We start from the raw sequence: 18,335 nt of genomic DNA, 5'->3' as shown, positions 1-18,335 counted from the left end.
GCCGGCCCCGCGTCCCTCCGGGGATGCGCGGAAAGGTCCCTCCGCACCTCCGTCGAGACGAAGATGTCACCCTGTCGCGTCTGGTGCCGCCGTCCCCCATGCAGAACGATGACGGTGAAAATCCGGCTCCTCCCCCGTACACGACTGGGAGAACGACCATGACTCAGCCGCGTTCGCGCGGTCGGGCGGCGCTGCGCCACCTCGCCGCGCCCACCCTCGCGTTGGCCGTCGTCGCCACGCTGTCCCCCGCTTCCCGGCCCGCGCCGGGCCCCGCCGACGACCGGGGGTCCGGCCTCACCCCCGTCGCGGTCTCCTACGCCGCCCCGACCGGCGGCGAGGTCAAGGGCAACTTCCTGAGCTACAACGACTTCCACGGCGCCATCGACCCGCCCGGCGGCAGCGGCGCGGCGGTCAACGGCACTCCCGCCGGCGGCGTGGAGTACCTCGCCACCTGGCTGAAGAAGCTGCGCGCCGAGGCCAGGGCCGAGGGGCGGACCACCACCACCGTCGGGGCCGGCGACCTGATCGGCGCCACCCCGCTCGTCAGCGCCGCCTTCCACGACGAGCCGACCATCGAGCTGATGGACGAGATCGGCCTCGACGTCAGCTCCGTCGGCAACCACGAGTTCGACGAGGGCGTCGACGAGCTGATCCGGATCAACAAGGGCGGCTGCCACCCGGTCGACGGCTGCCAGGACGGGGACGGCTTCGCCGGCGCGAAGTTCACGTACCTGGCCGCCAACACCGTCAGCAGGAAGACCGGCCTGCCGATCCTGCCCCCGGTCGACGTGCGGTTCGTCGGCGGCGTGCCGGTCGGCTTCGTCGGCGTGACCCTGGAGGGCACCCCGGACATCGTCAACCCGGCCGGCATCGCCTCCGTGAAGTTCACCGACGAGGTGGCGACCGCCAACAAGTGGGGCGGCCTGCTGAAGCTCTTCGGCGTCAAGGCGATGGTGCTGCTGGTGCACGAGGGCGGCGCCCAGTCGGCGCCGCCGACCACGCCCGGCGTCTCAGACTGCGCCAACTTCTCCGGCCCGATCGTGGACATCGTCCGCGGCCTGCGGCCGGAGTTCGGGCTGGTCGTCTCCGGCCACACCCACCGCTTCTACTCCTGCTCCCTGCCGAACTCCTCGGGCGCGCGCAGCGTGGTCACCAGCGCCGGCAACAACGGCCAGCTGATCACGGACGTGGACTACTCGCTGGACCGGCGCACGGGCCGGTTCACCGGGATCACCGCCCGCAACGTCGTCGTCGAGAACGGCGTCCGCAACCCGGACGGCACCTGGCAGCAGAGCGCGCCGGGCACGTACGTGCGCAACCCCGACCTGGTGGACCCGGGCGCCAAGGCGCTGGCCGACAAGTACCGGGCGGCCGTCGCGCCCATCGCCAACCGGGTGGTGGGCCGGATCTCGGCCGACATCGTGCGCGACGCCCTCCCCAGCGGGGAGAGCCCGCTGGGTGACGTCATCGCCGACGCGCAGCTCGCGTACACCCGCGCGAACGGGGCGCAGATCGCGCTGATGAACCCGGGCGGCATCCGGGCGTCCCTGTCGTACGCGGCCTCCCCCGGCGACGAGGACCCTGGCGAGATCACCTACGGCGAGGCGTTCACCGTCCAGCCGTTCAACAACCTGGTGGTCACCCAGACCCTCACCGGCGCGCAGCTGCGCAACGTGCTGGAGCAGCAGTTCGTGGGCTTCAACGGGCAGACCACCCAGCGCATCCTCCAGGTCTCGGCCGGGCTGACCTACTCCTACGACAGCACCGCCCCGGTGGGCTCGCGGGTGAGCGCCCTGGCGTTCGACGGCGCGCCGGTCGACCCGGCCGCGAGCTACCGGGTCACCACGAACGACTTCCTGGCCAACGGCGGGGACGGCTTCACCGAGTTGCGGGCCGGCACGGACCGGGCCACCGCCCCCGGCTTCGACGTCGACGCGCTCATCGCCCACCTGGGCGCCGGCGCTCCGGTCGCCCCCGGACCCGCCGACCGGATCACCCGCCTCGGCTGAGGCGCGGGCGGTCCCGGCGTCACGACGGCACCGGGACCGCCCGTCCGGGCACGGGTTGCGCCGAATCCTTGCGCGGGCCGGTCGGGGGTCGGCATACTCGACGACATGTTCGGTCAGCGCTTCTACTTTTACTACGGCACCGGGAGTCCGGCAGCCGTAGGTCGCGCCTGATCAATCAGACCTACGAGAAAGCCCCGGGCTCCTGGAGCCCGGGGCTTTCTCCGTCCCGGGATCCGGGCACCGGGCACCTGACGGCGAGGGGTACCCGATGATGACAGACGTGGTGGAGTCCAACGGCAGCCTGACGCGACCCGAGGCGGGCCGGCCCGGCCCCGGTGCCTCCGGGTCCCCGGTCGACGCGCCGGGAGGCGCCGACGACGCCGGGCCGGAGGCGCGCACCGGCACCCCGGAGCCGACCGCGGCCGCCCGGATCGTCGAGATCCGGGAGCGGATCGACGAGATCGACCGGGCGCTGATCGAGCTGTGGCAGGAACGGGCCCGGCTCTCCCAGGAGGTCGGGGTGACCCGGATGGCCTCCGGCGGCACCCGGCTGGTGCTGTCCCGGGAGCGGGAGATCCTGGAGCGCTTCCGGGTCGCCCTCGGCGCCGACGGCACGCAGCTCGCGCTGCTGCTGCTCCGCGCCGGCCGCGGCCCCCTGTGAGGCGTACGCCGGCGACGGGCGGCCCTGCGCGGCGTACGCCGGCGACGGCGCCCTGCGCGGGCGGGGCCGGGGCGGGCCGTCCCGGCCCCCGGAAACGACGGAACCGCCTGCCGTCGTCGCGATGACGGCGGCAGGCGGTTCCGTGGGGGTCACGCCTCGTGCGTCTGCACGACTTCGCGCTTCTCCGCGAAGTGACAGGCGCTCGGGTGGTCCGAGCCCGGGCGGATCTCCAGCAGCGGGACCTGCTCGGCGCAGACGTCCTGCGCCTTCCAGCACCGGGTCCGGAACCGGCAGCCCGACGGCGGGCTGACCGGCGACGGCACGTCACCGGTGAGGCGGATGATCGCCTTGTTGTCCCGCACGGTCGGGTCCGGCACCGGCACGGCCGAGAGCAGTGCCTGGGTGTACGGGTGGGTCGGCCGCTCGTAGATCTCGTCCTCGGTGCCGATCTCGGCGATCTTGCCGAGGTACATCACCGCGACCCGGTCCGACAGGTGCCGGACCACCGACAGGTCGTGCGCGATGAAGATGTACGACAGCCCGAGCTCGCCCTGGAGCTTCTCCAGCAGGTTCATCACCTGGGCCTGGATCGACACGTCCAGGGCGCTGACCGGCTCGTCGCAGACGATGATCTCGGGCCGTAGGGCGAGCGCCCGGGCGATGCCGATGCGCTGCCGCTGACCGCCGGAGAACTGGTGCGGGTACCGGTGGATGTGCTCCGGGTTGAGGCCCACCAGGTCGAGCAGTTCCCTGACCTTCTCCCGGCGGCTGCCCTTCGGCGCCACCTCCGGGTGGATCTCGAACGGCTCGCCGATCAGGTCGCCGACCGTCATGCGCGGGTTCAGCGAGGTGTACGGGTCCTGCATCACCAGCTGGATCTGCCGGCGCAGCCGACGCAGCGCCGGGCCGGAGAACTTCGAGATGTCCTGGCCCTTGTAGTGGACGCTGCCACCCGTCGGCTTCTCCAGGTTCATCAGGACCCGGGCCAGCGTCGACTTGCCGCAGCCCGACTCCCCGACCACACCCAGGGTCTCGCCGGCCTTGAGGTCGAAGGAGACCCCGTCGACCGCCTTGACGTGACCGATGGTCTTCTTGAACACCACGCCCCGGGTCACGGGGTAGTGCTTGACCAGGTCACGGACCTCGAGGATGTTCTCAGTCACGGTTCACCAGCTCCTCGGCGAAGTGGCAGGCGCTGGCCCGGCCGGCGCCGACCTGCAGCAGCGGCGGGACCTTCTCCCGGCAGACCGGCTGCGCCATGGGGCAGCGCGGGTTGAACGGGCAGCCCGGCGGGATGTTCATGAGGTTCGGCGGGAGACCCTTGATCGTCCGGAGCTCCTGCCCCTTCTCGTCGAGCCGCGGGATCGAGTTGATCAGGCCGATCGTGTACGGGTGCGCCGGCTTGGCGTACAGGTCGTAGACGTTGGCTTCCTCGACGATCCGGCCCGCGTACATCACCGCGATCCGGTCCGCGACGTCGGCGACCACGCCGAGGTCGTGGGTGATCAGGATCATGCCCATCTGCCGCTCGCGCTGGAGTTCGGCGAGCAGGTCCATGATCTGCGCCTGCACCGTCACGTCGAGCGCGGTGGTCGGCTCGTCCGCGATCAGCACCTCCGGGTCCAGGGCGAGCGACATCGCGATCATGGCGCGCTGCCGCATGCCGCCCGAGAACTGGTGCGGGTAGCTGCTGAACCGGCCCTTGGCGTTCGGGATCTTGACCTGGTCGAGCATCTCGATCGCGCGCTTCTTGGCGTCGGAGCGGCTCATCCCGCGCCGCACCCGGAACTGCTCGGCGATCTGGAACCCGACGGTGAAGACCGGGTTCAGCGCCGAGAGCGCGTCCTGGAAGATCATCGCGATGCCCTCGCCGCGGATGCGGCGCCGCTCCTCGAAGGACATGCGGAGCATGTCCTTGCCCTGGAAGCGGACCTGACCGCCGGTGACGAAGCCGGGCGGTGTGTCGAGGATGCCCATGATGGTCTGCGCGGTGACGCTCTTACCGGAGCCGGACTCGCCGAGCACGGCGAGGGTCTCCCCCGCGTCGACGTGGTACGTGACCCCGTTGATGACCTTGGCGACGCCGTCCCGGGTGCGGAACTCCACCCGGAGGTCTTCCACCTCGAGCAACCTGCCCGAGGGGCGGCCGGACGCGCCGGCCGCGGACTGCTCGGACACCAGAATGTCGGACAACTGAATCTCCCCTAGCGGAGTTTCGGATCGAGGGCCTCGCGGACCGCCTCACCGAGCATCACGAAGCTCAGCACGGCGGTGACGAGGAACGCGGCGGGGAAGAAGAGCAGGTAGGGCGCGACGCGGATGAGGGACTGCGCCTCATTGATCATGATGCCCCAGGAGACCACCGGGCTCTTCAGGCCGACGCCCAGGAAGGACAGCGTCGCCTCGGCGCCGATGTACGAGCCGACCAGGATCGTCCCGTAGACCAGCAGCGGCGCGAGGCAGTTCGGCAGCAGGTGCTTGAGGATGATCCGGCCGGTGCCCGCGCCCAGCGCGCGGGCGGCGACGATGTAGTCCGCCTCCCTGGTGGCCAGCACCGCGGATCGCATGAGCCGCATCACGACCGGCCAGCCCAGCACGATCAGCGACATGCTCACCAGGCCCATGATCTCGGCCTTGCTGTTGTTGGTCCCCGACCCGTTGAAGGTGGTAAGGATCACGATCGCGCCCAGCACGAACGGCAGCCCGAAGAAGATGTCGGCGACGCGGGAGAGCAGGGCGTCCACCCAGCCGCCGCGGTAGCCGGCCACGATCCCCACCGCGCCGCCGATGAGCAGCACGCCAACCACGGAGAGCAGGGAGACCACGATCGAGGCGCGGGCGCCGTAGATCACCCGGGCGAAGACGTCGCGGCCCTGAAAGTCGTAGCCGAACCACGCCTCCGACGACGGGCCGACGAGGCTGTTCTGCAGGTTGCCGTTCTCCGGGTCGCCGGAGCTGAACAGCGAGGGGAACGCCGTCATCAGTAGGAAGAGGACGATGAACGTCGCGGAGATCCAGAACAGCGGCTTGCGGCGCAGGTCGCGCCAGGCGTCGCCGAGCAGGCCGCGCGGCTTCTCCTGGCGGGCGTTCTCCGGCAGGCCGGCGTTGGTCGGCGCGCCGATCTCGTCGGGCGCCGTCGCGGGCGGGGTGCTGACGATCGAGGCGGCACTCGGGTCGCTCATGCCCGTACCCCACTCCGCTCGGCGCGGACACCGGTGCCCGCGCACGCTGCAATGATGATTCGTTCGCTGCGCTCACTCATAGCGGATCCTCGGGTCCAGGGCGGCGTAGAGCAGGTCGACCAGCAGGTTCATCAGCAGGTAGACGAGCACCAGGACCACCACGATGGAGACAACGGTAGCGCTCTCCTTGGTGACGATCGCGCGGTAGACCTGTTGGCCGATCCCGTTGATCCGGAAGATGCCCTCGGTGACGATCGCGCCGCCCATCAGGGCGCCGAGGTCGGTGCCGAGCAGCGTCACCACCGGGATGAGCGAGTTGCGCAGCAGGTGCACCCCGACCACCCGGCGCATCGGCAGCCCCTTGGCGATCGCCGTGCGCACGTAGTCGGCGCGCCGGTTCTCCGCGATGCTCGTGCGGGCCAACCGGGCGATGTACGCCATCGAGGCGCTACCCAACACGAAGCCGGGCACGATCAGCTCGGAGAGCCGCATCTCGCTGGAGACCGTCGGCTCGACGATGTGCAACTGCACGCCGAACAGCCACTGGGCCACGAAGCCGATGACGAAGATCGGCAGCGCGATGAGGAAGAGGCTGGAGACCAGGACCAGGTTGTCCAGGAAGCCGTTGCGGCGCAGGCCGGTGAGCACGCCGGCGGTGAGTCCGATGACCGCCTCGATGGCGAGCGCCACCAGGGCCAGCTTGAGGGTGTTCGGGTAGGAGGTGGCGATGATGTCGCCGATCTCCCGGCCACCCCAGGTCTGCCCGAAGTCCCCCTGGAAGAGGTTCTTCATGTAGTTGCCGTACTGCACGAGGAGCGGCTCGTCGAGCTTGAACTTGTCCTTCATCGCGTTGACGAAGCTGTCGGGGCAGGGACGCTCGCCACACTTGCCGGCGAACGGGTCGCCTGGCACCTTCCAGACGAGCCAGTAGAGCAAGAAGGTGGTCCCGATGAAGACCGGGATGAGTTGGAGCAGCCGTCTCAACAGATAACGGCCCATGGGGTGGTCCTCCAGACAGGGGGCGCGCGTCGGACGGCCGACACGGGGATGACAGACCTGGCGAGGCGGTGTGGTGACACCACCTCACGGAACGGCCCGGGTCGGGCTCACCGGTAGGTGAGCCCGACCCGGGGTCAGACCGTTCGGATCAGAGCTCGACCGAGGTGAGGTCGAGTTCGCCGACGTTGGACAGCTCGATCTTCTTGATCTTCTCCGAGTGGCCGGACTGCTGACCACCGAAGTAGACCGGGATCGAGGGGACGTCCTGGTCGATGAGGGCGACCGCCTCGGCGTACTTGGCGTGCGACGCCTCCAGGCTCGGCGCGGAGGCGGCTTCCTTGGCCAGCGCGTCGACCTGCGGGTTGCTGTACTTGCCGTCGTTCGAGGAACCGCCGGTCACGTAGAGCGGGCCGACCCAGTTCTCCACGTCCGGGTAGTCCTGCTGCCAGCCGGCGCGGTACATGCCGGTCATCTTGCCGGCGTTGATGTTCTGGCGGAACACCGCGAAGGTCGGCACACCCTCGGCGCGGGCGTTGATGCCGAGGTTCGTCTTCACCTGCTGCGCGACGGCCTCCATCCACTCCTTGTGGCTGGCGTCGGCGTTGTAGAACATGACCAGCTCGCCGGAGAAGCCACCGGCCTCGGCGAGGAGCTTCTTGGCCTCGTCGACGTTGAACTGGCAGGCGGTGCAGTTACCGGCCTTGGCGCCCGGGGTCAGCGGGTTGGCCCAGCTGTCGGCCGGCTTGCGCGAACCGAAGAAGATCTTGTCGCTGATCTCCTGGCGGTTGATCGACAACGAGATCGCGCGACGCAGCTTCGGGTTCTGGAAGCGCTTGTCGTAGATCGGGAAGGCGATGATGCCGGTCGACGGGGTGGTGGAGGAGATGGCCCGCTCGCCCAGGTCGTTCTTCCACTTGTCGCCCGCGATGGCGGAGACCGGAACCTGCTGCTGGAAGTCCAGGTTGCCGGCGAGCAGGTCGTTGTACGCCGCCGTGTCGTCCTGGTAGAGCTTGATGTTTACGTCCTTGATCTTCATCTTGTCGTTCAAGGAGTAGTCATCGAAGCGCGTCAGCTTGATCTGGACGTCGTCTTCCCACGACACGAACTTGATCGGGCCGTTGCCGATCGGCTTCTTGCCGAACGCCTCGGCGCCCTGGGTGAAGAACGCGTCCGGCAGCGGCATGAAGGTGCTGTAGCCGAGCTTGGTCGGGAACACCGCGGTCGGCGCGGCCAGGGTGACCTCGAAGGTCCAGTCGTCGACGACCTTCAGGCCGGACATCTCCTTGGCGGCGGGCTCGGGGGCCTTCTTCGGGCCCTCGGCGCCGTCCGGGTCCTCGGTGTGGACCTGGTCGAAGCCCTGGATGTCGGCGAAGAAGCTGCCGTTCTGCGCGCCGTTGGGCGAGTAGGCGCCCCAGTTCCAGGCGTCCACGAAGTTCTTGGCCTTGACGACGGTGCCGTCGTGGAACTTCGTGTCCTTCTTGATCTTGATCGTGTAGACCTTGGAGTCGGTCGTCTCGATCGACTCGGCGACCGCGTTACGCGGGGCGCTGCCGTCGTTCGGGTACTCGACCAGACCGGTCCAGATCCAGTCGATGATCGCCCCACCACCGGTCTCGGTGGTGTTCGACGGGACCAGGCCGACCTCCGGCTGAGTGCCGTCGATGGTGATCGCGCCGTCGCTGCTGGCGCCGGCGTCGCCACCGTCGCTGTCGCTGCTCGAGCAGCCGGACGCGACGAGCGCGAACGCCGCGCCCAGCGCGACCGCGCTGCTTGCCCGCTTCGAGACTCTCATTCCGAGGGGCCTCCTCTTTCTGAACCTGGATCCGTCGTGGGTTTCACGCACGTATGGGGGGTGACACGTCCGGCAACCGCAGTGCGGGAGCCGGTTTCACCGCAGTGAATTCGGGACAAGAATGTGTACCGATCCGCCGGGCCACCTCGCCCGTCGCGCTCGGCACCGCGCACACGAGACCACCACGGAGCACCGTCAACAGGCGGGGCCCATGGTCGTCAGGCCGTACGGAGTGCCTCACATGAGGGGTGAGGTGCTGCCACTGTGACACCCACCGGCCCGTTCCGTGAAGGTGCCGTTATCAAGCCGTTAGTTGGTCGCCACGTTGCCGATACCCGAAAAAAGATCATGATGTACGCCGGTCGTACCCCTCTGAGCAGGAAAGATATGGTTCGGAGGGGGTCCGCCCCCGGCGTAGGCTGAGCGGCTGTGAGCTTCCCCGCGTCCGCTCCGGTGCTGTCCGACGTCGTCCGCACGTTGGCCGTTTTTGCCCATCCGGACGATGTCGACTTCGGCTGTGCGGGCACCATCGCCACCTGGGTGGACGAGGGTGTCGACGTCTCGTACCTGCTCGTCACCCGGGGTGACTCCGGAGAGTGCGGCGACACCCCGCGCGCCGAGGTGGGCCGGCTGCGGGAGGAGGAGCAGCGGGCGGCGGCCGCCGCGGCGATCCGCCGGTTCCGGCCCGACCGGGTGTTGACCAGCTCGCCGCTGCGCCGGTGGGAGCAGCTCGTCGGGCCGGGCCGCCCGGACCACCTCGCCGTGGGCGAGGCCACCACCTGCGCGGTCTACCCGGACGCGCGAAACCGGTTCGCCCATCCCGGCCTGCTGGCCGCGGGGCTGGAGCCGTGGGTGGTCCGGGAGATCTGGTACGCCGGCGGCCCCGCGCCGGATCACGTCGTCGACGTCACCGACCGGTACGCGCGCAAGGTCGCCGCCATGGCGGCGCACCGCTCGCAGACCGGGCGGATGGACGTGGCGACCTGGGTGCGGGACCAACTCACCGCGACGGCCGACGCGGCCGGGCTGCCGGCCGGCCGGATGGCGGAGGCGTTCGCCGTGCTGCGCACCGGCTGAGCCCGGGGGCGAACGGATCCGGCCCCGGCACCGCGCGGGGCGGTACCGGGGCCGGAGCCGTGGAGCGGGCGTCGATCAGGCCGTGAAGCGCAGCTTGCGACGGCGGAACAGCAGCACGGCGACCGCGCCGGCGGCCAGCAGCGCCACGCCGGCGGCGATCGAGGCGGCGATCGGGGAGCCGGTCAGCGGGAGGTCCCCGCCGCTGCTCGCGGGCGAGGTCGACGGGGCCGGGCTGTCGACCGGGGCGCTCGGCGACGGCGACTCAGCCGGGGTGCTCGGCGAGGGCGACTCCGCCGGAGCGCTCGGCGACGGGGACTCGGTCGGGGCGGCGGCGAACGCGGCCTCGGCCTCGGCGGTCACGGTCGAACCGGTGCTGCCACCGAGGATCAGCTTCTGCGCGGCACGCTGGCCGGTGAAGAGGAACACCCGGCCGAAGGAGACCGAGTCCTGGGCGGAAACGGTCACCTTCACCTCGCCGGCGCCGTCCGCGGTCAGCCAGAACTGGCCGCCGTTGGTGGTCGTGGTGACCTGCCTGCCCTCGGCGTCGACCGCCGAGCCGCCGTCGACCGCGAGGGTGATCTCGCCCGCCGGGCCCTTGACGGTGAAGGGGCCGGCCTTCTCGCCGACGGTGGCCTTGGCGCTCGCCGGGTCCACGCTCAGCTCGGCCTTCGGCTCGGGCTGGTCGGTGGCGTTGGCGACCAGGTAGTCGTGGACCTTCTTGACCACGTCGTACTGCTTCTTGCCGAGCAGCTTCTGGTTGTCGACCCAGTCACCCAGCTTGACGCCGTCGCTGAAGTTCCAGATGGCGGTCTGGGTGCCGAAGTAGAGCAGCTTGTCCGCCTCGGCCTTCGCCGGGGCGGTGGCGCCGGCGGCGGCCAGCAGCTTGGCGGAGTCGGCGTTCGGGTAGCCGTGGGTCAGCACCCACTGCACCTTGCCGAGGTTCTTCACCTGGGACTCGTCCCAGGTGCCCTCCTTGTACTTGCCGTCGATCGCCACGTTGGTGTGGTAGTCGATGCAGAAGGCGGGGACGAGCTTCCCGTCGATCTTGAGTGCCAGCGCACCGGTGCTCTTCGGCTGCCCGTTGAGCAGGAGCGTGACGTTGCTGCCCTTGACCGACTTGGCGACGCCGGTCTTGTCGGCGGCGGCGGCCGGCGCGACCGCGCCGATTGCCAGCGCGCCGCCGGCGACGGTCGCCAGCGCGATCCGCGCCCAGCGCCGTCCTCGTTGTCCGAACATCAGATTCGTGCACCTCTCCCCAGGGGTGACCCGCGCACGGCGGGTTGCGTGAAGCCGCCGTTCCCGCGGGATGTGCACCACCCGCACGCGAGAACGCGACGGGGCATTATGTGACGGGACTTGATCGTTTGTCAGCCCCTGTGGGCCGCATTCGTCGGTTCCGCCCCATATGACGGGGAAAAGAAATGGATCACACGAGCCGACGGTCGGCCGCCCAGCGGGACAACTCGTACCTGTTGGACATCTGGAGCTTGCGAAGCACGTTGGACACGTGCGTCTCCACCGTCTTGATGGAGATGTAGAGCTCCTTGGCGATCTCCTTGTAGGCGTACCCCCGGGCGAGCAGCCGCAGCACCTCGCGCTCGCGGTTGGTGAGCTGGTCCAGCTCCGGGTCGGCCACCGGGGCGTCGGGACGGGCCGCGAACGCGTCCAGCACGAACCCCGCCAACCGGGGGCTGAACACGGCGTCGCCGTCGGCCACCCGACGGACCGCGGCGGCGAGCTCCTCCGGGGAGATCGTCTTCGTGACGTAGCCCCGCGCGCCGGCCCGGATCAGCCCGATCACGTCCTCCGCCGCGTCCGAGACGCTCAGCGCCAGGAACTTGACCTGCGGGTGGGTACGCCGCATCGCCTCCAGCACCGCCCGGCCGCCGCCGTCGGGCATGTGCACGTCGAGCAGCACCACGTCGGGCAGCGTGACGGCGATCCGGGTGACCGCCTCGCCGACGGTGCTCGCCTCGCCCACCACTTCGACGTGCGCGCCCAACTCGGCGCGGACCCCCGCGCGGAACATGGCGTGGTCGTCGACGAGGAAGACCCGCAGCCGCTCGGCGCGGGCAGTCGCCCCCTCGACCGGTTCCATCGACTGCTCGGTCATCACTTGTCCCTTTCCGCCGTTGCCGGGTCGCGGGTGATCGGCAGGATCAACCGGACCTCGGTCCCTTCCCCCGGCCCGGAGCGGATCTCCGCCCGGCCGCCGTGCCGCCTCATCCGCCCGATGATCGAACCCCGGACCCCGTGCCGGTGATCCTCCACCGTATCCGGGTCGAAGCCCTTCCCCCGGTCCCGGACGAAGACGCTGACCTGATCCGGCTCGACCTCGGCGTAGAGCGAGACGGTCTGCACCCCGGCGTGCCGGGCGGCGTTCACCAGCGCCTCGCGGGCGGCCGCCACCAGCGCACCGACCCGCTCGTCGGTCTCCCGGTCGCCGACCACCACCGCCTCCACCGTGATCGCGAACGTGTCCTCGACCTCGGCGGCGGCCTGCTCCAGGGCGGCGGCGAACCGCTCGGTGGGCGAACCGGTGGGCTTGTAGAGCCAGTTGCGCAGCGAGCGTTCCTGCCCCCGGGCGAGCCGCTGGACGGTCTTCACGTCGCTCGCGTTGCGCTGGATCAGGGCCAGGGTGTGCAGCACCTGGTCGTGCACCATGGCGGCCAGTTCTGCCCGTTCCTGCTCCCGGATGCGCCCCTCGCGCTCCGACCGGAGCTGGTTGTACGTCCGCCACAGCACCGGCGCGGCCACCACGCCGACCCCGGCGAGCCCGACCAGGGCGAAGATCACGCCGTTGAGCACGGCGTCGAAGTTCTGCGCCGGGGAGTAGACCGCGGCGACGCCGATGATGCCCACCGCGACCAGCACCCCGCCGCCGATGAACCGGAGCACGAAGGCCCGCCGGTCGCTCTCCTCCACCACCGCGCCCAGCCAGGGCACCGGCATGGAGTCGCCCCACTGCCGCCGCCGCTCCGGGGCCGACTGGTGCCAGATCACCCCGGCGCCGACCGCGATGATCGCGACCAGCCAGCCGGCGGTGCCCGCCGCCCCGACCGAGTCGAAGACCATCACCTGCACCAGCAGCACGCCGAGGCCGATCGCCACGAACGGCAGCAGCTGGGCGACGTCCCGGCGGGCCGGCACGGCGGTGTCGCCCGGGCGCAGCGGCACGACCGCCCAGAAGGCCGCGTAGAGCAGCAGGCCGAGCCCGCTCAGCCCCAGCAGCACCATGAAGGCGACCCGTACCCGCAGCACCGAGATGCCGAGGTGGTCGGCGATGCCGGCGGCCACCCCCGCGGCCATCCGGTGCTCGGGGGCGCGGTAGAGGCGGGGCGGCTGGGTCACGGCGCTGATCGGAGACTCCCTGGTCACGGCGGGCACGAAAGCGGGCGACGGTCCGTTTCCGGCGTCGGATCGATCGTCACACGCCGCACCGGGGCCCGACCACGGGGACGCCCCCGACATTCGGGCCGCCGGGATCTCAGGGTGGGGTCAGGGTCGGGTCCTGAGGCCGCCCGGCGGGTCGGGGCAGCAGGATCGAGGCATGACCGAGGAAGCTGCCCAGCCCGCCGATCCCGGGGCCGCTCAGCCGGGCGGGCCACCGCCGACCGCGACACCGACCGCCGGCTCCGCGGCGCCGCCCCCCGTGGCCGCGCCGTCTCCCGCCGGGGACGCGGGTGGGCCACCACCGCCCGGCGCCGGGCCAGGTCCCGGACCGCAGCCGTCGTTCGGCGGCGCCGGCTTCACCTCGCGGTACGGGCTGGTGCGCCCCCGCGACGGCCGCTACCTGGCCGGCGTCTGCGCCGCCATCGGCCGGGCCACCAACACCGACCCGGTCCTCTGGCGGGTGCTGCTGGCGGTGCTCGGCTTCTTCGGCGGCATCGGCATCCTGGTCTACGTCACCGCCTGGCTGATCATCCCGGGTGAGGGGGACAGCGCCTCCCCCGTCGAGTCCATGCTGGGCCGGGGCCGGTCCAGCATGTCCCCGGTCACCGTGATCGTGCTGAGCATCCTGGTCGCGATCAGTTTCGGCTACATCGTCACGGACGCGTTCCGGGCGGTGCTGCTCGGCGCCACGATCCTGATCGGCGGCGCGCTGCTGCTGAACCGCGACAACAGGACCACCCAGGGCGCGCCGGTCGGCCCCGTCCCGCCCGTGCCGCCCACCGCCCCGCCCGGGCCGGTGCCACCGGTCGGCCATCCCGCCCCGGTCGCGTACGCGGCTCCGCCAACCGTGGCCGTGCCCCCCGGGGCGGGTCCGGTCCCGGCCCCGCCGGCGACCGTCGCCCAGGCCACCTGGAGCGCCCCGGTCCCCCAGTCGACCGCCGAGCTGCCCGCCTGGCCAGCCGCCCCGGCCCCGCCCGCCCGTCCACCGGCGGGTACGCCGACCGTCGGCTGGCCGCCGGCAGCGCCCACGTCCGGCTGGCCCGCCGCAACCTCGGGCGCACCGGGACCGGGCCACCCGGCGTCCCCGCCCCTGCCCCCGGGCTACCGGCCCCCGTTCGCCCCGCACGGCCCGTACGCCGGGCAGACCGTCGTGCCGCCCGCACAGCGCAAACCGCCGAAGCCGCCGAAGCGACCGCGTGAGCGCTCCCCGCTCGGCGCGGTGACGTTCTCGCTGATCTTCCTCGCCCTGGGCGTGGTCGCCGTCGTCGACCTGCTGGACGTGTTCGACGTCGGGGCGTCGGCGTACTTCGCGGCCACGCTGGCCACCATCGGGCTCGGCCTGCTGGTCGGCACGTGGTTCGGGCGGGCCCGGTGGCTGATCGCGCTCGGCCTGGTGGCCGCCGCCGCCCTCGGGGTGGCCACCGTGGCCGAGTCGTACGATCGGATCCGGGGCGTCGACGGCAACGTCACCTGGGCGCCCACCGACCACCGCGACCTCGCCCTGCGGTACGAGAACAGCTTCGGCGACACGGTCCTGGACCTGCGCGCGGTCGACTTCGACAAGAAGAACACCGAGATCACCGTCTCCGTCAACTTCGGCGAGTGCACGGTGGTGGTGCCGCCGAACGTCGACGTCACCACGGTGGCCGACGTCAACGCCGGCGACGCGGTCGTCTTCGGCAAGCGCTCCGGCGGGCTCGCCGGCGAGCTGCGGGAGGCGGCCGACCTGGGTCCGGACGGCCCCGGCGGCGGCACGCTGCGCCTCTACATCCACGTCAACGCCGGCAACCTGGAGGTGACCCGGTGAAGGCCCACCGCACCGACATCGTGTCCTTCGCCTTCGGGCTGATCTTCCTCGGCCTCGCCGCGTGGTGGCTGCTCGCCCAGTTGCTCGGGCTCGCCCTCCCACCGGTCGGCTGGTTCCTGGCCGGCGCGCTGATCCTGATCGGCCTGTTGGGCCTGGTGGGCGCGCTGCGCTCCGGGCGGTCCGGCGGCGCGGCCACGCCCGGCGGCGCCGCCCCCTCCGACGCCGCCGCCCCGGACGCGGTCGAGCCGGACGCGGTCGACCCGGACGCGGCCGAGCCCGTCTCCGCCCCGCCGGGCGCGGAACCGGCGGGGCGGGCGACGGATCGGCAGGCCACGGAGGTGGACCCGACCCGCTGGGACCTCGACCGGCAGGCGCCGGCCGACGAGCCGGCGGCCTGGGGCGGCCGCCGGTCCGACTGGGGCGAGCGCTCCGACTGGGGCGGGCGGTCCGAGTGGGACGTCGCCGCGCCGATGACCGGCGGAGCGACGCCGAGCGAACCGACGGTGGGCGGACCGACGGCGACCGGATCCCGGGCCGGGGGCGAGGCCGACGAGTGGCCGACGGAGGCCGTCACCGACGTCCGGCCCGAGGCGGTCGAGGACCGCGCCGCCGACGAGGACGCCCTGCCCCGGCGGACCGACGGGCCGCCGGCCGGTGAGGAGCGCACGCGCGGCTGACCACAGCGGTGCGGCCGTCGGCGACGGCGGCCTATGCTGGCCGTGGAGAACTCGCCTCCGCCGGCCGGCCCGCGCCGACCTGGCCGCCGCGCCGGCCGGACCGCGCCGCCGTGGCGGTCCCGCCGCGATTCCCGTCTCTACCCGTCAGGAGTCCGTCCGACATGACGCAGTCCCCCGCCGTGCGCACCTTCGGCCGGTCCGGCCCGGTCCGCATCGGCGAGCGAGCCGCCCGCACCCTCGTCTCCGAGCTCGCCCGGATCAACGACCCGAAGGCCGCGCTGCTGGTCGGCGCGACGCCGGAGTCCGCGGTGCTGGCCGCGGCGATCGACGCGCTGCTGCCCGGCGACACCCTCACCCTGGTGCCCGCCGGGTCGACCTCCCCGGCGGCCCTCCGGGAGCACGTCACCGCCCAGGGTCGCTGGGTGGCCGACCGGGTCCGCGTGGTCGACACCCTCGCCGAGGCCGAGCCGGCCGCGGTGGTCGTCGCCGGGGAGCCGCTGACCGGCACGGCCGACGAGACCCGCGCCGCCGTCGAGGGCCTGACGAAGTACCTCGCCGACGGCGCGGTGCTGAGCGTGGCCACGACCGCCACGCCGGGGCGTACCGCGGGCGCCGCCGCCGAACTGGACCGGCAGGGCGCGCTGTACGGCGTCGGGGTCGACCTGGTGCTGCGCAACACGCCGCCGCTGCGGGTGTACCGGCTCCGCTACACCCCGGCCGACGCCGCGTCGGCCGCCCGGCTGGCCCCGGCGTACCGCCCGTCCAGCGTCCCGCTGACCAGGGGGATGCACATCGACTCCAACGGGGTGGCCGCGGCCGGCATCGCGCTGGGCCTCGCCGCGGTGGCCCGGGCGACCCGGCCGAAGTCGAAGCTCTGGCTGCTGCCGGCGCTGGCCGCCGCCCCGGTGGCCGCCTTCTTCCGGGACCCGGAGCGCGACGTGCCGGAGGACTCGTCGGCGGTGGTCGCCTCGGCCGACGGTCGGGTGCTGTCGGTGCAGCGGCTGCACGACGAGCGCTTCGGCGAGGGCGAGTGGCTGCGGATCGCCGTCTTCCTGTCGGTGCTGGACGTGCACGTCAACCGTGCCCCGGTGGCCGGCAAGGTGGTCGACTACTTCGTCGCCGACGGTGGCTTCGCCAACGCGATGAAGCCGGCGGCGGAGCACAACGTGGCCGCGTACACGGTGCTGGACACCGCGCGCGGCACGGTGGTCGTGGCGCAGCGCACGGGCCTGATCGCCCGGCGGATCGTGCAGCGGGCGCCGATCGGCGCGCTGCTGGCCCGGGGCGAGCGCTTCGGCCTGATCCGGTTCGGCTCGCGCACCGACGTCTACCTGCCGGCGGACGCGGCGGAGCCGCTGGTCGGCCCCGGGGACAAGGTCGTCGGGGGCTCGACCGTCATCGCCCGCTGGAGCTGAGGGCCTGTCCGGACGAGATGAAGAAGGGGCGCCGCGGGATCGCGGCGCCCCTTCTCGCGTACGTGCCTCAGGCGGTACGGCGCTGACGCAGCCAGAGCACCGGGCCGCTGACCAGGTAACCGACCACGATCAGGGCGAAGGTGAGCCGGATGTCGATCAGCGCGCCGATCACCGGGGCCAGCCATAGCCACGGCGGCAGCTTCACCAGCCGGGCAAGCTTCGCGTAGGGGAAGCTGGAGACCATGGCGAAGGCGAGCAGCGCCACGCCGGCGACCTGGACGATGCCCGGCACGGGCAGCCCGATGGCGACGGTCAGGGCGAGCACGGCGGCGGCCATGGTGGTGGGCACGCCGCAGAAGAACCTGCCGTCCTTCGGCGAGACGTTGAACCGGGCGAGCCGGATCGCCGCACACGCCGCGACGAGGGCGCAGGCCACCGCGGCGGCCGGTGTGGAGACCGAACCGGCCAGCGAGGCGTAGACCACCACGGGGGCGGCCAGGCCGAACGAGCACATGTCGGCCAGCGAGTCCATCTGCGCGCCGAACGGGCTGGCCACGCCGAACTTGCGGGCGAGCGCGCCGTCGAGGCCGTCGAAGACGACGCAGGCGATCAGGCAGAGCGCGGCGATGCGCACCTCGCCCTGCATGGCCAGGAAGATGGCCAGCATGCCGAGCATCAGGCTGCTGAGTGTGCAGGCGTTGACCACCGCGAACTTCATCCGGCGGGCGACCGTCCGCTCGCCCGGAAGCAGCGGGATCGACATCGCCGAGTCGTCGTCGACCGGGGTCGTGGGGCCGAGCGCGGGGCTGACCGGGACGATCGAGGCGACGTCGACGCGCTCCACCCGGGTGAGTCCGTAGCGGCGGCGCGGCCGGTCGGCGTAGCGGTGCTCGGGCATCGAGAGGTCGCTGGTCGCGTGCAGGTCGCCGTCGCGGCGCCCGACGCGGACCAGCAGCACCTGCCGGGCGAGCGTGCTGCTGCGGCGCAACGGGCCCGCCCAGCGACGCCCTGCGGGACGCGGACTGTCAGTGGTACGACGCCGGCGCCATGGGGCTCTCGGCACGTTTCCTCCATCACCGGATCGGTTACCGCCGCGAGGGCGGGTGTCCGGCTGTCTCGTGCCGGACCTTTCTGGCCCGGCAGCCGTTTTGCGGAGTACACCATCGCATAGGGGAACGGGGGTTGGCGATAGCTGCCGGCGGTACTTAATATCTGGTCTAACCGCGCGAACCGCTCTCTTATTCCCATCTCGGGCTCCATCGCCCGTTTCCTCCACCAACCCCACATCGAATGTACCGGACCCAGTCTCCGCCGGCTCGGCGA

At 72.0% G+C, this 18,335-nt stretch carries 14 protein-coding genes and 1 pseudogene; 6 read left to right on the top strand and 9 right to left on the bottom strand.

What is annotated here, in order from left to right; genetic code table 11:
* Positions 1-158 precede the first annotated feature (158 nt).
* Positions 159-2,009: a bifunctional metallophosphatase/5'-nucleotidase gene (locus tag ACFHW0_RS05355; protein WP_416605839.1), complete on the top strand. Its 1,851-nt coding sequence runs from the start codon at positions 159-161 to the stop codon at positions 2,007-2,009.
* A 268-nt stretch (positions 2,010-2,277) separates the two neighbouring features.
* Positions 2,278-2,670 carry a chorismate mutase gene (locus ACFHW0_RS05350; protein WP_416605838.1) on the top strand — a complete coding sequence of 131 codons (393 nt, stop codon included), beginning with the start codon at positions 2,278-2,280 and terminating at the stop codon, positions 2,668-2,670.
* 149 nt (positions 2,671-2,819) lie between these two features.
* Here ACFHW0_RS05350 and ACFHW0_RS05345 read toward each other — a convergent pair whose 3' ends face one another.
* From ACFHW0_RS05345 to ACFHW0_RS05325, 5 genes are all read right to left on the bottom strand, one after another.
* Complete coding sequence (locus tag ACFHW0_RS05345; RefSeq protein WP_416605836.1) at positions 2,820-3,833, bottom strand: ABC transporter ATP-binding protein; 1,014 nt, start codon at positions 3,831-3,833, stop codon at positions 2,820-2,822.
* The gene (locus ACFHW0_RS05340; protein ID WP_416606143.1) at positions 3,826-4,848 is read right to left on the bottom strand and encodes an ABC transporter ATP-binding protein; all 1,023 of its coding nucleotides are present in this window, start codon (positions 4,846-4,848) and stop codon (positions 3,826-3,828) included. Before ACFHW0_RS05340 ends, ACFHW0_RS05345 begins: the two co-directional genes overlap by 8 nt.
* Positions 4,849-4,874: 26 nt before the next feature.
* Positions 4,875-5,852, bottom strand: a complete 978-nt coding sequence (locus tag ACFHW0_RS05335) for an ABC transporter permease (RefSeq protein WP_416605835.1) — start codon at positions 5,850-5,852, stop codon at positions 4,875-4,877.
* A gap of 72 nt (positions 5,853-5,924) precedes the next feature.
* The gene (locus ACFHW0_RS05330; protein ID WP_416605834.1) at positions 5,925-6,851 is read right to left on the bottom strand and encodes an ABC transporter permease; all 927 of its coding nucleotides are present in this window, start codon (positions 6,849-6,851) and stop codon (positions 5,925-5,927) included.
* A gap of 148 nt (positions 6,852-6,999) precedes the next feature.
* Entirely contained in the window at positions 7,000-8,643 is a 1,644-nt protein-coding gene (locus tag ACFHW0_RS05325) for a peptide ABC transporter substrate-binding protein (protein ID WP_416605832.1), read from the bottom strand.
* Positions 8,644-9,072: 429 nt separating this feature from the next.
* On the opposite strand from ACFHW0_RS05325, the gene ACFHW0_RS05320 reads away from it, so the two are divergent.
* Complete coding sequence (locus ACFHW0_RS05320; RefSeq protein ID WP_416605831.1) at positions 9,073-9,720, top strand: PIG-L deacetylase family protein; 648 nt, start codon at positions 9,073-9,075, stop codon at positions 9,718-9,720.
* Positions 9,721-9,795: 75 nt separating this feature from the next.
* Here the strand turns inward: ACFHW0_RS05320 and ACFHW0_RS05315 are convergent, their stop codons facing one another.
* From ACFHW0_RS05315 to ACFHW0_RS05305, 3 genes are all read right to left on the bottom strand, one after another.
* Complete coding sequence (locus tag ACFHW0_RS05315; protein WP_416605829.1) at positions 9,796-10,956, bottom strand: Cys-Gln thioester bond-forming surface protein; 1,161 nt, start codon at positions 10,954-10,956, stop codon at positions 9,796-9,798.
* Between the two features lie 190 nt (positions 10,957-11,146).
* Positions 11,147-11,833, bottom strand: coding sequence for a response regulator (locus tag ACFHW0_RS05310; RefSeq protein ID WP_416605827.1), 687 nt, complete (start codon positions 11,831-11,833; stop codon positions 11,147-11,149).
* Entirely contained in the window at positions 11,833-13,098 is a 1,266-nt protein-coding gene (locus ACFHW0_RS05305; RefSeq protein WP_416605826.1) for a PspC domain-containing protein, read from the bottom strand. The genes ACFHW0_RS05310 and ACFHW0_RS05305 overlap by 1 nt, the downstream gene beginning before the upstream one ends.
* A 172-nt stretch (positions 13,099-13,270) precedes the next feature.
* On the opposite strand from ACFHW0_RS05305, the gene ACFHW0_RS05300 reads away from it, so the two are divergent.
* From ACFHW0_RS05300 to ACFHW0_RS05290, 3 genes and pseudogenes are all read left to right on the top strand, one after another.
* Entirely contained in the window at positions 13,271-14,920 is a 1,650-nt protein-coding gene (locus tag ACFHW0_RS05300; RefSeq protein ID WP_416605825.1) for a PspC domain-containing protein, read from the top strand.
* Positions 14,917-15,100 (top strand): annotated as a pseudogene (locus tag ACFHW0_RS05295) (hypothetical protein); the annotation flags it as partial. The gene ACFHW0_RS05300 and the pseudogene ACFHW0_RS05295, both read left to right, overlap by 4 nt.
* A 658-nt stretch (positions 15,101-15,758) precedes the next feature.
* Positions 15,759-17,012, top strand: coding sequence for a phosphatidylserine decarboxylase (locus ACFHW0_RS05290; protein WP_416605824.1), 1,254 nt, complete (start codon positions 15,759-15,761; stop codon positions 17,010-17,012).
* A gap of 67 nt (positions 17,013-17,079) precedes the next feature.
* On the opposite strand, the gene ACFHW0_RS05285 is transcribed toward ACFHW0_RS05290, so the two are convergent.
* Positions 17,080-18,000: a CDP-alcohol phosphatidyltransferase family protein gene (locus ACFHW0_RS05285; RefSeq protein ID WP_416605822.1), complete on the bottom strand. Its 921-nt coding sequence runs from the start codon at positions 17,998-18,000 to the stop codon at positions 17,080-17,082.
* Positions 18,001-18,335 lie beyond the last annotated feature (335 nt).

This window comes from Micromonospora sp. LOL_025 (assembly GCF_048060285.1).
Taxonomy (GTDB): domain Bacteria; phylum Actinomycetota; class Actinomycetes; order Mycobacteriales; family Micromonosporaceae; genus Micromonospora.
This window is presented reverse-complemented; position numbering and strand designations above follow the sequence as displayed.

What these genes read in the sequence shown, in the direction of transcription:
- ACFHW0_RS05355 (WP_416605839.1), top strand. Translation starts at nt 159, where the DNA reads ATGACTCAGCCGCGTTCGCGCGGTCGGGCGGCGCTGCGCCACCTCGCC.
- ACFHW0_RS05350 (WP_416605838.1), top strand. Translation starts at nt 2,278, where the DNA reads ATGATGACAGACGTGGTGGAGTCCAACGGCAGCCTGACGCGACCCGAG.
- ACFHW0_RS05335 (WP_416605835.1), bottom strand. Translation starts at nt 5,852, where the DNA reads ATGAGCGACCCGAGTGCCGCCTCGATCGTCAGCACCCCGCCCGCGACG.
- ACFHW0_RS05330 (WP_416605834.1), bottom strand. Translation starts at nt 6,851, where the DNA reads ATGGGCCGTTATCTGTTGAGACGGCTGCTCCAACTCATCCCGGTCTTC.
- ACFHW0_RS05325 (WP_416605832.1), bottom strand. Translation starts at nt 8,643, where the DNA reads ATGAGAGTCTCGAAGCGGGCAAGCAGCGCGGTCGCGCTGGGCGCGGCG.
- ACFHW0_RS05315 (WP_416605829.1), bottom strand. Translation starts at nt 10,956, where the DNA reads ATGTTCGGACAACGAGGACGGCGCTGGGCGCGGATCGCGCTGGCGACC.
- ACFHW0_RS05310 (WP_416605827.1), bottom strand. Translation starts at nt 11,833, where the DNA reads ATGACCGAGCAGTCGATGGAACCGGTCGAGGGGGCGACTGCCCGCGCC.
- ACFHW0_RS05300 (WP_416605825.1), top strand. Translation starts at nt 13,271, where the DNA reads ATGACCGAGGAAGCTGCCCAGCCCGCCGATCCCGGGGCCGCTCAGCCG.
- ACFHW0_RS05290 (WP_416605824.1), top strand. Translation starts at nt 15,759, where the DNA reads ATGACGCAGTCCCCCGCCGTGCGCACCTTCGGCCGGTCCGGCCCGGTC.